This is a genomic window from Mesorhizobium sp. M0195 (assembly GCF_040322115.1).
In the GTDB taxonomy this organism is placed as follows: Bacteria; Pseudomonadota; Alphaproteobacteria; order Rhizobiales; family Rhizobiaceae; genus Mesorhizobium.
The window spans coordinates 129,995-142,957 of the sequence record NZ_JAMYSV010000010.1; the positions used below are offsets into that span (position 1 = coordinate 129,995).

The 12,963-nt window shown below is 61.4% G+C and carries 14 protein-coding genes; 10 read left to right on the forward strand and 4 right to left on the reverse strand.

What is annotated here, in order from left to right; translation table 11 throughout:
- Positions 1-568: 568 nt before the first annotated feature.
- A complete protein-coding gene (locus NKJ12_RS20200; RefSeq protein ID WP_352704583.1) occupies positions 569-889 on the forward strand; it encodes a hypothetical protein in 321 nt (106 codons plus the stop codon).
- 76 nt (positions 890-965) lie between these two features.
- A complete protein-coding gene (locus NKJ12_RS20205) occupies positions 966-1,574 on the forward strand; it encodes a hypothetical protein (protein ID WP_352704585.1) in 609 nt (202 codons plus the stop codon).
- Between the two features lie 210 nt (positions 1,575-1,784).
- Here NKJ12_RS20205 and NKJ12_RS20210 read toward each other — a convergent pair whose 3' ends face one another.
- Positions 1,785-1,955 carry a hypothetical protein gene (locus NKJ12_RS20210; RefSeq protein ID WP_352704587.1) on the reverse strand — a complete coding sequence of 57 codons (171 nt, stop codon included), beginning with the start codon at positions 1,953-1,955 and terminating at the stop codon, positions 1,785-1,787.
- 381 nt (positions 1,956-2,336) lie between these two features.
- On the opposite strand from NKJ12_RS20210, the gene NKJ12_RS20215 reads away from it, so the two are divergent.
- Complete coding sequence (locus NKJ12_RS20215) at positions 2,337-3,101, forward strand: copper homeostasis protein CutC (RefSeq protein ID WP_352704589.1); 765 nt, start codon at positions 2,337-2,339, stop codon at positions 3,099-3,101.
- A gap of 20 nt (positions 3,102-3,121) precedes the next feature.
- Positions 3,122-3,619, forward strand: a complete 498-nt coding sequence (locus tag NKJ12_RS20220; protein WP_352704591.1) for a GNAT family N-acetyltransferase — start codon at positions 3,122-3,124, stop codon at positions 3,617-3,619.
- 18 nt (positions 3,620-3,637) lie between these two features.
- Here the strand turns inward: NKJ12_RS20220 and NKJ12_RS20225 are convergent, their stop codons facing one another.
- Positions 3,638-4,660, reverse strand: coding sequence for an acyltransferase family protein (locus tag NKJ12_RS20225; RefSeq protein ID WP_352704593.1), 1,023 nt, complete (start codon positions 4,658-4,660; stop codon positions 3,638-3,640).
- Between the two features lie 312 nt (positions 4,661-4,972).
- On the opposite strand from NKJ12_RS20225, the gene NKJ12_RS20230 reads away from it, so the two are divergent.
- Together NKJ12_RS20230 and NKJ12_RS20235 are read left to right on the forward strand one after the other, a co-directional pair.
- Positions 4,973-6,112, forward strand: coding sequence for an FIST N-terminal domain-containing protein (locus NKJ12_RS20230; protein ID WP_352704594.1), 1,140 nt, complete (start codon positions 4,973-4,975; stop codon positions 6,110-6,112).
- Between the two features lie 8 nt (positions 6,113-6,120).
- On the forward strand, positions 6,121-7,461 hold the full coding sequence (locus NKJ12_RS20235) for an ATP-binding response regulator (RefSeq protein ID WP_254818247.1): 1,341 nt from the start codon (positions 6,121-6,123) through the stop codon (positions 7,459-7,461).
- A gap of 714 nt (positions 7,462-8,175) precedes the next feature.
- On the opposite strand, the gene NKJ12_RS20240 is transcribed toward NKJ12_RS20235, so the two are convergent.
- Positions 8,176-8,859: a response regulator gene (locus tag NKJ12_RS20240; protein WP_352704596.1), complete on the reverse strand. Its 684-nt coding sequence runs from the start codon at positions 8,857-8,859 to the stop codon at positions 8,176-8,178.
- A 228-nt stretch (positions 8,860-9,087) separates the two neighbouring features.
- On the opposite strand from NKJ12_RS20240, the gene NKJ12_RS20245 reads away from it, so the two are divergent.
- From NKJ12_RS20245 to NKJ12_RS20260, 4 genes are read left to right on the forward strand one after another with little or no spacing between them, the layout of a single operon-like run.
- Positions 9,088-9,798: a fumarylacetoacetate hydrolase family protein gene (locus tag NKJ12_RS20245; RefSeq protein ID WP_352704598.1), complete on the forward strand. Its 711-nt coding sequence runs from the start codon at positions 9,088-9,090 to the stop codon at positions 9,796-9,798.
- Positions 9,799-9,801: 3 nt separating this feature from the next.
- Complete coding sequence (gene maiA, locus NKJ12_RS20250; RefSeq protein ID WP_352704600.1) at positions 9,802-10,452, forward strand: maleylacetoacetate isomerase; 651 nt, start codon at positions 9,802-9,804, stop codon at positions 10,450-10,452.
- Entirely contained in the window at positions 10,442-10,918 is a 477-nt protein-coding gene (locus tag NKJ12_RS20255; protein ID WP_352704602.1) for a DUF4262 domain-containing protein, read from the forward strand. Before maiA ends, NKJ12_RS20255 begins: the two co-directional genes overlap by 11 nt.
- A 60-nt stretch (positions 10,919-10,978) precedes the next feature.
- Positions 10,979-12,019 carry a zinc-dependent alcohol dehydrogenase family protein gene (locus NKJ12_RS20260; protein WP_352704604.1) on the forward strand — a complete coding sequence of 347 codons (1,041 nt, stop codon included), beginning with the start codon at positions 10,979-10,981 and terminating at the stop codon, positions 12,017-12,019.
- Between the two features lie 19 nt (positions 12,020-12,038).
- Here the strand turns inward: NKJ12_RS20260 and NKJ12_RS20265 are convergent, their stop codons facing one another.
- Positions 12,039-12,932, reverse strand: coding sequence for a LysR family transcriptional regulator (locus NKJ12_RS20265; RefSeq protein WP_352704605.1), 894 nt, complete (start codon positions 12,930-12,932; stop codon positions 12,039-12,041).
- Positions 12,933-12,963: the final 31 nt, after the last annotated feature.

Sequence of the window (12,963 nt, forward strand, 5' to 3'; positions counted from 1 at the left end):
CGGCCCCCTTCAGCCCCAGGCGCCGACCGCCACCCGCCAAACCGCCACCGACTCTAGCCCATACACCTGAGTCATAACGCCGCGTCCGCCACCGGTTTTTGCCCCGGTAACACAAAAACTCTATAACAGACTGTCTTTATTACGCATTTTTTCAACCAATCATGGGTGCCACGGCCAATCTATGTGCCGGATGTTTGTTGATTATTTTTCCCATCAAATCGCTCGGTCGCCCCGAGCGCTCACGAATGTACGTCAGAATGCGACAGTTTTTTGCCACGCCGAACATCCGCCTGCCCGAGTCCCCTGATCCTGGTCAGGAACGATGTGCGCCACATCGATTTGGAGGACCTTCCGGCAGTCCGGGCAAGGCCCAGCGTCTTCCGTAGGCAACGAGCACCCGTTGCCGGAAGGAAGACTGGTGCAGCCGCTGCACAGGGCGGAGCGCATTGCGGCGGTCCAGAGGCGCAGCCGGCCGCGACTGGCGGCAGATCCTTTGAACCGCATTCATCTATCTAAATTTGAATGTAACTGATAGATATGTATTCTGAACGTATGGGGAGGGGTGATCATGAGACGACTTCTGCTAGTTTTATTTGCGTCCAGTGGCCTTCTATTGTCTGCCGCGGCCTTCGCGCAGGAACAGGAGTTAGATGAAACAGTCATTCAAAACGACCCTGTCGTTCCCGAGCCGCCCGGCGAGCAGGTAGATGACCCCGGCACCGATTCCGCGACTGGTGTCGAAATTCCTGACCCGTTCGCAAACGTTGAGCCGCTTCCGCAAGATGTTGTCACTCCTCCCGAACCGCCCCCTGAGCCTACTATCTTTGACCTCAACTCAAGAGCGATCAACAGGGCCGAGCAGAATTGCAATGTGGGAGACGCCTGCTAACCTCTTTGGATAAGCAACTCTGAGACGCAGCTTAACGCCTGAATGTTTCGGTCGACTCGAAAGCAAGGAGCAAAAGATGAACGTGAACGGTGTGCTCTCACTGCTCGTGATTGGCGGCTTCATGGTTTTCGCAAGCAGACAAGCTTCGGCTGAAATTTCGTTTGAAGAGACCGAGAATTACATTAGCGATCGGCTCGATGAACTTTCCGTTGCATGCGATGCGCTAGACGGGCCTTGGGAAGGCATCAGCTCAAGTATTAAACGGCAAGCTGTGCTTAAGGGTGATTTTCAGGCTACGTTTTTCTGTAGTGGTGGTCCATCGATACCCTTTGGAGTAGTAGAAGGCTCGCTGCAGCTTTCCATAAAGGATTTTTTCCTGCCACCTTCAGGGAACAACAAAGTCTCTTGGAAGCAGATTAGTGCGGACCTGCGTGAACTGGATGCGTCGAAAACCAAGGCAGTCTTGGGGAGTTCTCAGGACTGGAAGGTGATGCTGGTCTGCTCTCAGGACGCACAATGCATTTCTTCCAACAAGAATGCCGGGCAATTTAGGCAGCGTTATGTGGAGTATCCGGTATATGTAGGCAAGGACCAAGCCGTAGGTCGGCGAATGGCGAAGGCCTTTGCAAATTTAATCCAAACTTATCAGGCGATTGATCCGCCAGTCGCCGATCCCTTCGATTAGAGCCCGATGCCAGCTTCTTGCGCCAATGAGATTGAGATCGGTGTTTATCCATCAGCCTATTCTGCCGGAGGACGTTACGCGCCGCAGCATCCGCTCGATCCGCACGCGCTGAAAGCCGTGCGCGTGCACATGCTGACGAAGCTGGCGGATGTCGCGCACGCCCAACGCGACCGAGGCCTGTAACGGGCTGGCGAACGTCGCATAGTAGGTCTAGCGGGCATCGGTCGGCAGCGGCGCTTTCTGCCGGCAGTCGGTGATCGCGACCTCGCGCGGACCGCTCGCATTGCGGAAGGCGTAGAATGTGATCCTTTCGGGCCGGCAATAGCGCGCGGCCTTGCTGAACGGCACCGATTTCACCTTCACGTCGCTCTGATCGAGCACCCCATCACGCCTGCTCGAGAATCTGCCGGACCATGTGGCCCACCATCTGCTTGACGGGATCGACCAGAACCTCTTCGCGAAACGGTTCGAGCAACTGCTGCTCGATGCCCTCGACGGCCGGCTTGCTGAGCTGCGAGGCCGTCTCCAGACGCGCGACATTTTCGGGGCGGGTGGGGAACGCCCAGATGCGCTCGGCGCTATTAAGTAATCAATAACCCGTCAGCTATTAATTGACATATAGCTGCACGGTTATGGATGTGTCAAGCGGCAAAATTGGAGCACCGCCGGCCGCCCTGTCGCGTGTTGAGCCAACACTTCCGGCTTTCATCGCACTAGACCCGATGCTACCGCTGGCCAGCTGAAATCATGAATGGATCCCCCATGCCCGAGACCGAACGCCCTCGCCTGCCGCTGATCGAGATCTGCGTCGAAGGCATAGACGGCCTGCTGGCCGCGCAAGCCGCCGGCGCCGACCGTGTCGAGCTCTGTGCCAGCCTGATCGAAGGCGGCATCACACCGAGCTTCGGCACGGTGCGCACGGCGCTCGAGCTGGCGACGATCCCGTTCCACGTCATCGTGCGGCCGCGCGGCGGCGATTTTCTCTATAGCGAAGCCGAATATCGTTCGATGCTCGCCGATGTCCACGCGCTTGCCGACACCGACGTCGCCGGTGTCGTTATCGGCTGCCTTAATGCCGACGGCACGATCGATGAACAGCGCATGAGCGAACTGGTGCAGGCGGCGGGGCGATTGAACGTCACCTGCCACCGCGCCTTCGATATGACGCGCGACCCGACAGAGGCGCTGGAGACACTGATCCGCTGCAAGGTCGGCCGCGTGCTGACCAGCGGCCAGCGCGACACGGCGCTCGAGGGCGCTGACCTGCTCGCCGATCTTGTCAGGCAGGCTGGCGACCGCATCATCATCCTCGGCTGCGGCGGGCTTGACCCAGAGAACATCGGCAAGGTGCGGAGGAAAACCGGGTTGAGCGAAATGCATTTCGCCGCGCTCAAGGACGTGCCGAGTGCCATGCGTTACCGCAACCCAAGGGTCGGCATGGGCGGCACCGATCTCGACCGCGAATACCGCAACACCGTGACCGACGAGGCGAGGGTGGCGGCGACCATTGCCGCCGTCCGGACATGATCCCGGAAGACAGAAAAAACATGATCGAAACGCGTTTGCCGATCGAGCGGGTTTCGCCGCGTGATGAGCCGGCCGTCCTCGCGCTAAACAACGAGCACGCCGCCGAATTGTCGTGGCTCGAACCCGAGCACCTTTCCTTCCTGCTCGGCGAAGCGTTTTACGCACGCCGTATCGGTTCGCTCGAAGCCTTCATCATAACCTTCGACCAGGACGCCAGCTACGACAGCCCCAACTTCCTGTGGTTTCGCCAGCGCTATCCGCGGTTCGTCTATGTCGATCGCGTCGTGGTCGCCGCCGCAGCGCGCGGGCGCGGCCATGCCCGCCGGCTGTATGAGGATCTGTTCGAGCAGGCGTCGCGCGCCAGCCAGGCGATCGTCACCTGCGAAGTCAATGCCGAGCCGCCCAATCCGGCTTCGGACGCCTTCCATGCCGCACTCGGCTTTGCGGAAGTGGGCGACGCGGTAATCCACGGTGGCAGGAAAGCCGTGCGGTATTATGCAAGACGGATCGCCGGCTAACGGCGGGCGCCGTTCGCCCTACCAATTGCGGTTCAGCCAGGAGCGGGCCGGCCTTTCGATGATGTAGTAGCTGCACAGCGCGCAAGCGAACGCCGCCGCCAGCATCAGCCACGGCGAACTGCCTTGTATGTCGACGAATTGATAAAAGGGCTGCTGCCACAGATAGAGCGAATACGACCACAGCCCCAGCATCGTCATTGGCAGGGACGACAGAAACCTGGTCAGATAGCGGCTGCTGAAGTCGAGCAAATTGACGGCGAGCGCCAGCAGCGGCACCGCGACCAGATAGTGAATGGGGGTTGGCACGGCAGCCATGAAAAGGAGCACAGCCACGACTGTGGCCGCCAGGGCAACATGCGGCCCCTTGAGCAGCGCCGGCAGCCTGTCGTCGGCCTTGAGCAGGCATAACACCGCCGACAGCAGGATCGAGGCGATGTGCACGTCAGTGCGCCAATAGGTGCCCTCGTAGCCTATTGCGAGCACCCAGTAGGAGATGGCGCCGTTCGCCATGGCCAGCAGCGACAAAGCGCCGAGCAGCATGATGACGCGGGACCGTCCCCGGACGACGACGCTAATCAGAGCCAGAATGATATACGCATGCTCTTCGACGCAGAGCGACCAGATATGGTCGAGCGCGCCGGCGCGGGTAACGAGAACTCCGGCGTAATTGTAGGTGAACGTCAGCGCCGTCAGCGCCGCCTTCCACTTGAAGGCGATGAACGTGCCGGACAAGGCGATCATCGCGACGACGACGAAAACCAGCAGTGCCGGATAGATGCGGGAGAACCGGCGCTTGAAGAATTTCTTCAGCGGATAGTATTCGACGAACAGGATCTCGGCCATCAGCCGGCCGCTGAGCACGAAGAAGAATTCGACGCCCAGGACGCCGAGATTGATGCCGGGGACGGGGAAGAAATGGCCGATCAGCACCAGCGCGATCGACAGGCCGCGCCAGCCGTCGAGATAGGCAAGCCTCGCCCTTGACGATGTGTCGGCGACAGGCCTGGCCACGACAAGACGCGTCGCGGAGATGTCCGTCATGCCGGTCCCCTCTGCGAAAGGCGGGCTCAAGGCCGCATTCTCAGCTATATTGCAGTGCACTACAACTTTGTGCAATTGCGAAATAACGACACGCCCGACGGGACGCACACCTTCCGTCCGTCAGCGGCTGCGCTGACGCTGTCAAACGGTAGAAACTTCAAATCCATCATGTTGGCTCATTGCCAAAGCGCCGCTTCAAGACAACAATGACCTCGACGCCGGCGCGCCAGACGCGCACAAAAAAAGCGTCGGAGGAAATGGAGGAGGAAGCCGCTGGCCAAGTCACGGACGCGCTATGCATGCGGCCTCTCGGTGCTCACGACCGACGAATCCGACGCGGATGCCTTCGCCCGGGCGGTGGCAGCGGAAGCAGTGGCCATTGACGCCGGGTTTGCCCTCCTGTTTTTCTCGCAGAGGCTCATAGAGGCCGTCGCCCTGTCGAAAGCCCTGAAGACCCGCGCGCCGGCGCTCCACTATGCCGGCTGCTCGACGGCCGGTGAGATAACGCCCAAAGGGCTGGAGGAAGGCCAGATCCTGGCGATGCTGCTTCCCTCCGCCTCGTTTTCGGCAGCCAGCACCATGGTCGAAAATCTGTCCTCATCGGGCATGGACGGGATTACCGGCGAAGTCGAGGCGCTGAGGCGTTCGTTACGCGAGCGCCTCGGGCACGAGCGAGCCGACACCACTTTCGCGCTCTGCTTGATCGACGGGCTGTCCTATGCCGAAGAAGCGGTGACCTCCGCCATCCATTGGGGGCTCGACGATATTCCATTGATCGGCGGGTCGGCTGGCGATGACTTGAAATTCGAGACAACGCGGCTGATCTCGAACGGCAAAGTGACCTCCGACAGCGCCATCATCGTGCTGATCACCACGGAAATTCCTTTCCACGTGTTCAAGACCGACAATTTCGTTCCCACCGACGAGAAGCTGGTGGTGACGGCATCCGATCCCGACCACCGCATCGTGCGCGAATTCAACGCCACCATTGCCGCCGAGGAATATGCCGCCTCGGTCGGCGTCGTCGCGCAGATGCTGACGCCACTGAGTTTTGCCTCGCATCCGGTGGTGGTGAAAGTCGGCGGCGAATTTTACTGCCGTTCAATCCAGAAGATGCACGCGGATGGCTCGCTGTCGTTCTTCTGCGCCATCGACGATGGTGTCGTGCTTGCCGTCGCCCAGCCTAAGGACATGGTCGAGGCGACCCGCGCCGCTCTCAGCGACGTCAGTGAAAGGCTTGGCGGCATCGACCTGATCCTCGGTTTCGACTGCGTGCTGCGCCGGCTCGACGCGCGCAATCGGCAGGTCTATCGCGAGATTTCGGAACTCTACAAGGTCAACAACGTCCTCGGCTTCGGCACCTATGGCGAACAGTACCGTTCGATGCATCTGAACCAGACCTTCACCGGCATCGCCTTCGGTGAACGCAATGCGGCCGAAGCGGCGGAGTAGGATCCGGCATGCCGCTCAGGAACATCGACGACCTGGAAAGGCTGAAGAAGATCAACGCCGCGCTGATCAGCCGCGTCGAGCGCTCCATGGACCAGCAAGGCAATGCCTTTTCGCTGTTCCAGACCGCCATTTCGCTCGAGAGCCGGGTGCGCAGCCGTACCGAAGAGCTGCATTCGACCTTGCGCCGGCTGGAGCAGTCGAACATCGACTTGAACGCAGCCAAGGAAAACGCCGAGCTGGCGAACCTGTCCAAGACCAGGTTCCTTGCGGCCGCCAGCCATGACGTGCTGCAGCCCCTGAACGCCGCGCATCTGTCGGTCTCGGCGCTTGCCGAAGTACAGACCAGCGAGGAAGGCAGAAACCTGGTCCGCCAGGTCGAGCGATCGCTGGAGACGATGGAGGACCTGCTCCGCACCTTGCTCGACATTTCCAAGCTCGATGCCGGCGTCGTGCAGCCCGACATCACCGATGTCAGCCTGGAGACGCTGTTTTCGTCTCTGCGCTCGGATTTTCAGCCGGTCGCGGAGATGAAGGGGTTGACGCTGAAGTTCCGGCCGGTCGATGCGCTCGTTCGTTCGGACCGAACCTTGCTGCGCCGCATCCTGCAGAACATACTGTCCAATGCACTGCGCTATACCCGCTCGGGCGGGGTGTTGGTCGGCACCAGGCATCGCGGCGACACGATCCGCATCGACGTCGCCGATACCGGCTGCGGCATCCCCGACGACCAGCGCGAGGCGGTGTTCGAGGAATTCCATCGGGGCGTGATCCCGACGGATGCCGGGCTTGCCGCCGGCGGGCTGGGGTTGGGGCTGGCCATCGTGCGCCGCATCGCCGCGGCACTCGGCCATCCCGTCACGTTTTCGTCGAAGGTCGGACATGGCACGATTTTCCATATCGACGTTCCGGTCGGGATCGGCGACACGGCCGATCCAATCGCCGGCACCGTCGACATGGAGCGGCCGCGCGGCTACGGGCTGTTCGGCACAAGGGTGCTGCTGGTCGAGAACGACATCGAGGTGCTGCAGGCGATGACCTCCCTGCTCGAGCGCTGGCAATGCCTGGTGCGCCCCGCCACCTCGACCGGTGACGCGCTCGACATGCTTGGCGATACCGACTGGTTGCCAGACATTGTCATAGCCGACCAGCATCTCGACGGCGGCGACCTCGGCACCACCACAATCGCCGAGGTCCGTGATTATCTCGGCCGCGCCGTGCCGGCGCTGATCGTCACCGCCGACGGTTCGGAGACCGTCGCCAACGCCGCCCGCGCCGCTGGCATCGAGCTGATGCGCAAGCCGCTGAAGCCCGCGCAGCTACGGGCGCTGCTGGCGCATTTGCTGGCTTGAACTGGTCGTATCTTCCCAGCACACGGGTCACCGTATTCCAGCCATTACTTGTGCCTAGGCGGTAATTCATATGAAGCAGGTTCACTTCTTTGCGTTAAAGGATGATCTTCTCCCTGTGTTGGAAGCTGTAGAGCGTGAAATTCCGATAAAATACATTCTCATGGGTCAGTTTCCCACGATGAATTCGAAACTTTTGGCAACGGAAGGCAGATTTCCAGCCTTGGGCAATCAGCCACTGAATCGGCTTCCAGCGGTCAATCATTTCTTGTCACTGGCCGCGACATTCCGATTGAGGTGAGGCAGATAAAAACAGTCTCGGGTATCCGATATTTGTTAGATCAGCTTAGCAATCCGGACACAGTGACGCTGTCCCCCGGTGGGCGATGGGGTGAAGATGTTGTCATAAATGGCCGCGTGGCAACAGCCTCCGACGCGCCGCTTGCTCAGGAGCTAATGAAGATTTTTAACAGGGTATTCAAAAAGCACTTTAGTAAAATTAAAGCATTCTACGTGGGACCCGGGGCCGCCATTTTACTAGACGCGGGAAAGCGGCTAACTGCTGCTGAGCAATCGCCGTGTGAATTTGATCTGACTAGAGAGGTGCGGGTTGCTTAGCTGGTGTCAGGAACGTGAGAGCCGTGGCTAGTCTAGTCCGATTGCGGTGACACGAGTGCGGTCGACTACAGTGACGGTGCGCTTTTTTGGCGAGCCCTCTCAAAACCCCGCCTGATCCCGAAACAGCTCGGCATTGTCCAGCTTCGAGACCTCGATCACCGCCTGGGTGCGGCTGTACACGTTGAGCTTGCGCAGGATTTCCGAGACATGCGCCTTGACCGTGGTCTCGCCGACCTGCAGCTCGTAGGCGATCTGTTTGTTGAGCAGGCCCTGGCGCAGCATCTGCAGCACCTTGAGCTGCTGCGGCGTCAGCGTGGCCAGGCGCTGCACCATCTCGGCGCGGTCGGTGCTCTCGGCGTCGGGCGGCCGGCCTTCATAGGTCCCAGGAACATAGATCGCACCTTCCATCACCGAGCGGATGGCCGCGGCAAGATCGCTCTTGCGTGCCGATTTCGGGATGAAGCCGGCCGCGCCGTAGGACAGCGCCTCGGAAATGATCTTCGGCTCCTCATAGCCGGAGACGATGACGACCGGCAGGCGCGGATAACGCGTCCTGAGCTGCAGCAGCCCGTCAAAGCCATGCACGTCGGGCATACTGAGATCGAGCAATGCGAGGTCGAACGGCTTGGCATCCGTCAGAAGCTCGAGCGCCTCGGCAATCGAGCGCGCTTCCACCGTGTCGACCTCCGGATAGGCCATCTGCACTGCGCTGTGCAGGGCCTCGCGAAACAGCGGATGGTCGTCGATGATGAGGAACCGGGCGCGATCGTTGACTGCGGTCATTAGCTTCACTTCGGTTCGGTCTGGTCTGGTCTGGTCTAGAATAGTCCGGCAACCATGGCCAGCTTATTGCCAAATAGTACATTGCCATCTTGGCTGGCTAAAGCAGAATGGACCGACGATTTCCGCGGCACCGTGCGGCAGGCCTGCTCCTCCGCCATCCAATGCCTTGCCCGTTTGCCCAAATCGGCCGAATGTGCCGGCGACAGATCCACTGAACAGAGACAGTGCATGACCGGCTTCGTCCTTCCCCTGCCCGCAACCCCGTCGGTGGCCGTGGCCAGCTCGCCGGAGCGTTTTGCGGTGCGCCGGATCTTCTGCGTCGGCCGCAACTACGCCGCCCATGCCCGCGAGCTCGGCAATGACGAGCGCGACCCGCCCTTCTTCTTCACCAAACCGGGCGACGCAGTGGTCGACGCGGCAGTCGGTTCGGGCGCCACGATCCCCTACCCGCCGCTGACCCGAAACCTGCACCACGAAATCGAGCTGGTCGTCGCGATCGGCAAGGCCGGCTCTCGCATCCCGCGCCAGCGGGCGCTGAACCATGTCTGGGGTTACGGCGTCGGCGTCGACCTGACCCGCCGCGACCTTCAGGACGAGGCGAAAAAGGCGGCAAGGCCGTGGGACTGGTCGAAAGCCTTCGACCGTTCAGCGCCCTGCGGCCCGCTGGTCCCGGCGCAAAAATCCGGTCATCCCGAAAAAGGCCGCATCTGGCTCGCCGTCGACGGCGAGATCAGGCAGGACGGCGACCTTGCCGAACTGATCTGGCCGGTTCCCGACATCGTCTCGATTTGCAGCGAGGCGGTAGAACTCCGGCCCGGCGACCTGATCTTCACCGGCACGCCGGCCGGCGTCGGCGCCGTTGGGCCGGGCGAAAAGATCACCGGTGGCGTCGACGGCATCGGCGAAATCGAACTGACCATCGGCCAACCGGGCCCATGATCCATGAGCGACATCGTCCTCCATAACTACTACCGTTCCTCGACCTCTTACCGGGTGCGGATCGCGCTGGAGATGAAGGGCCTTGCCTACGAGTACGTGCCGCATCATTTGCGCCACGGCGAACATCGGGAGCCCGCCTACCTCGCGGTCAATCCGCAAGGGCTGGTGCCGGCGGTGGTCCTCAGCGATGGCACGCTGCTGACGCAATCGCTGGCGATAATCGAATATCTCGACGAGACCACGCCCGAGCCGCCGCTGCTGCCCAAGGATGCGCCTGGCCGCGCCCGCGTCAGAATGCTGGCGCAGATGATCGCCTGCGACATCCATCCGGTGAACAATCTGCGCGTGCTGACCTCGTTGCGCACGCTGTTCGGTGCCGGCGACCAGGATGTCGTCAACTGGTTCCGGCACTGGGTCAACGAAGGCTTCCAGCCGCTTGAAAAGATTCTGGCTTCCTCGGCCGAGACCAAGACATTCTGCCATGGCGACACGCCGGGGCTGGCCGACATCTGCCTGGTCGCACAGGTCACCAGCAATTCCCGCTTCGGCGTCGACATGACGCCCTACCCGACGATCGCGCGCATCAATGCCGCCTGCATGGCGCTGCCGGCATTCCGGAAGGCCGCGCCGGAGAACCAGATCGATGCCGAATAGAGAAGCCAAAGATCCAGATGAAGCGAAAACGCTCGCCGACATCGAAGAATATGGCTGCCACATTCTGTATGTGCTGGAAGAAGGCGAGCATCCGCCTTTCAGCTACTCGGTGGGGATAGAGCACAATTTCAATGCTCCTGAACTGGTCGTTGTCGGGCTGAAGCCAGAGCTTTCCCAGTCTGTCATCAACCAATACTGCAGACGGGTGTGCAACGGCGAGATTTTCCGCATCGGGCAGCGATCGTCTGGTTTCATAGGCGGCTTCGACTGTCAGTTCGGCTCGGTCCATGTTGAGCACTACACTGAACATTTCGGTTGGGACATCTGGTTCTACGACGGCCTGGGCTTCCGGGTTATGCAGCTTATCTATCCTACGACCGAAGGCATCTGGCCGTGGGATACTGAAGCGAGCGAGTGGTTTCGAAAGCGGCAACCGCTTCTCGACACGCCGCCGGCATCAAGCTAACTCCGAACAACCGCCTGACGAATGCGCCCTTAGTGAATTGAAACTTATGAAAGCCTTGTCATGAAAGCCGTCGTTTTCGAAAAGTTCGGCGAAACGCCAACGATCCAGACGGTGCCGGATCCGACGCCTTCGCCGGAAGGCGTCGTCATCAAGGTGGAGGCGACTGGCCTCTGCCGCAGCGACTGGCATGGCTGGATGGGCCACGACGACGGCATCCGGCTGCCGCATGTGCCGGGCCACGAACTGGCCGGCGTCGTGGTCTCCGCAGGCAACCAGGTGACCCGCTGGAAGGGCGGCGAGCGCGTCACCGTGCCGTTTGCCGTCGGCTGCGGCCGCTGCTTCGAATGCACGTCGGGCAACCATCAGGTCTGCGAGCACCAGTTCCAGCCCGGCTTCACCGCCTGGGGGTCGTTCGCCGAATATGTCGCCATCGACCATGCCGATACCAATCTCATGCGCTTGCCCGACGAGATGGAATTCGCCACCGCCGCCAGCCTCGGCTGCCGCTTCGTCACCTCGTTCCGCGCCATCGTCGATCAGGGCCGCGTGACGCCCGGCGAATGGGTGGCCGTACATGGCTGCGGCGGCGTCGGCCTGTCGGCGATCATGATCGCCAGCGCCATGGGCGCCAATGTCGTCGCCATCGACCTCACCGACGAGAAGCTGGACTTTGCCAAAAAGATCGGCGCGGTGGCGACGATCAACGCGGCGAACACGCCGAACGTGGTCAAGGCGGTCAAGCAGATCACCAATGGCGGCGCGCATATGTCGATGGACGCGCTCGGCCACCCGACAACCTCGTTCAATTCGATCGCGAACCTGCGCCGCCGCGGGCGCCACGTGCAGGTCGGCCTGATGCTCGGCGACCATGCCAGGCCGCAGATTCCGATGGACAAGGTGATCGCATTCGAGCTCGAAATCCGCGGCAGCCACGGCATGCAGGCGTTTCGCTACCAGGCGATGATGGAGATGATCCGCACTGGCAAGCTCAAACCCGAACTGCTGGTCGGCAAGAAGATCAGCCTCGAGGAAGCGCCGGCCGCTTTGATGGCGATGGGCGGCTTCGAAGGCATCGGCATCGGCGTGGTGACCAGATTCTAGATCACGCCCCGAGTCTGGATCAACGAAACGACGCGCAGACCTCCCGCACGCAGGCTCGCAGCCAGCGCTGCGCCGGATCGACATCGAGCCGCGGATGCCAGAGCATCGAAATGGTGACCTCCTCGATATCGACCGGCAATGGGAAGCTGTGCATGCCGGCGCGTGCGCCTTGCGTGTGCCGTTCGGGGACGCTGGCGATCAGATCAGAGGCGCGCGCCATGGCGAGCGTGGCCGAGAAGCCGGAAACCATGCACGCAACCGTCCGCTGGAGACCCAGCAGTTTCAAGGCCTCGTCGATCGGGCCCTTTTCGCGGCCACGCCGCGACACGCTGATGTGGCGACCGGCCGCATAACGTTCCGGGCTCACCGGGCCCTCGCTCAGTTTATGTCCCGTTCGCACCACACCGATGAAGCGGTCGCGAAACAGCGCCTGAATGCGCATTTCAGGGCTCGTTTCACTGGCAACCCCGATTTCGAGATCAATCGCCGCGTCGCGCAACGACATGTCGCTCTTGTCGGATTTCGGCGCAAAACGCAGCCGCACACCAGGCGCATCCGCTTCGACACGGGTCACAAGAGGCGGTGCAAACTCTTCGACGAAGCTTTCGTTGGCGCGCAGCGTGAACACCTTGTCGAGAGCGGAGAGGTCGAGGGGCCTGGCCGGGCGCAGCAGCGCTTCCGCATCCTGCACGACGCGGCCCACTTGTTGCTGCAATTCGAGCGCGCGCGGTGTCGCAACCAGGCCGCGGCCAGCCCGAACCAGCAATGGGTCGCCTGTCGCCTGGCGCAACCGCGCCAACGTCCGGCTCATCGCCGAGGGACTGAGGCGCAGCCGCCCGGCGGCGCGCGCGACGCTGCCTTCGCTCAGCAGCACATCAAGGGCGACAAGCAGATTGAGATCGGGCGATGACATGGAAGGACCGTAGCACAGCTCAGCCGTAATG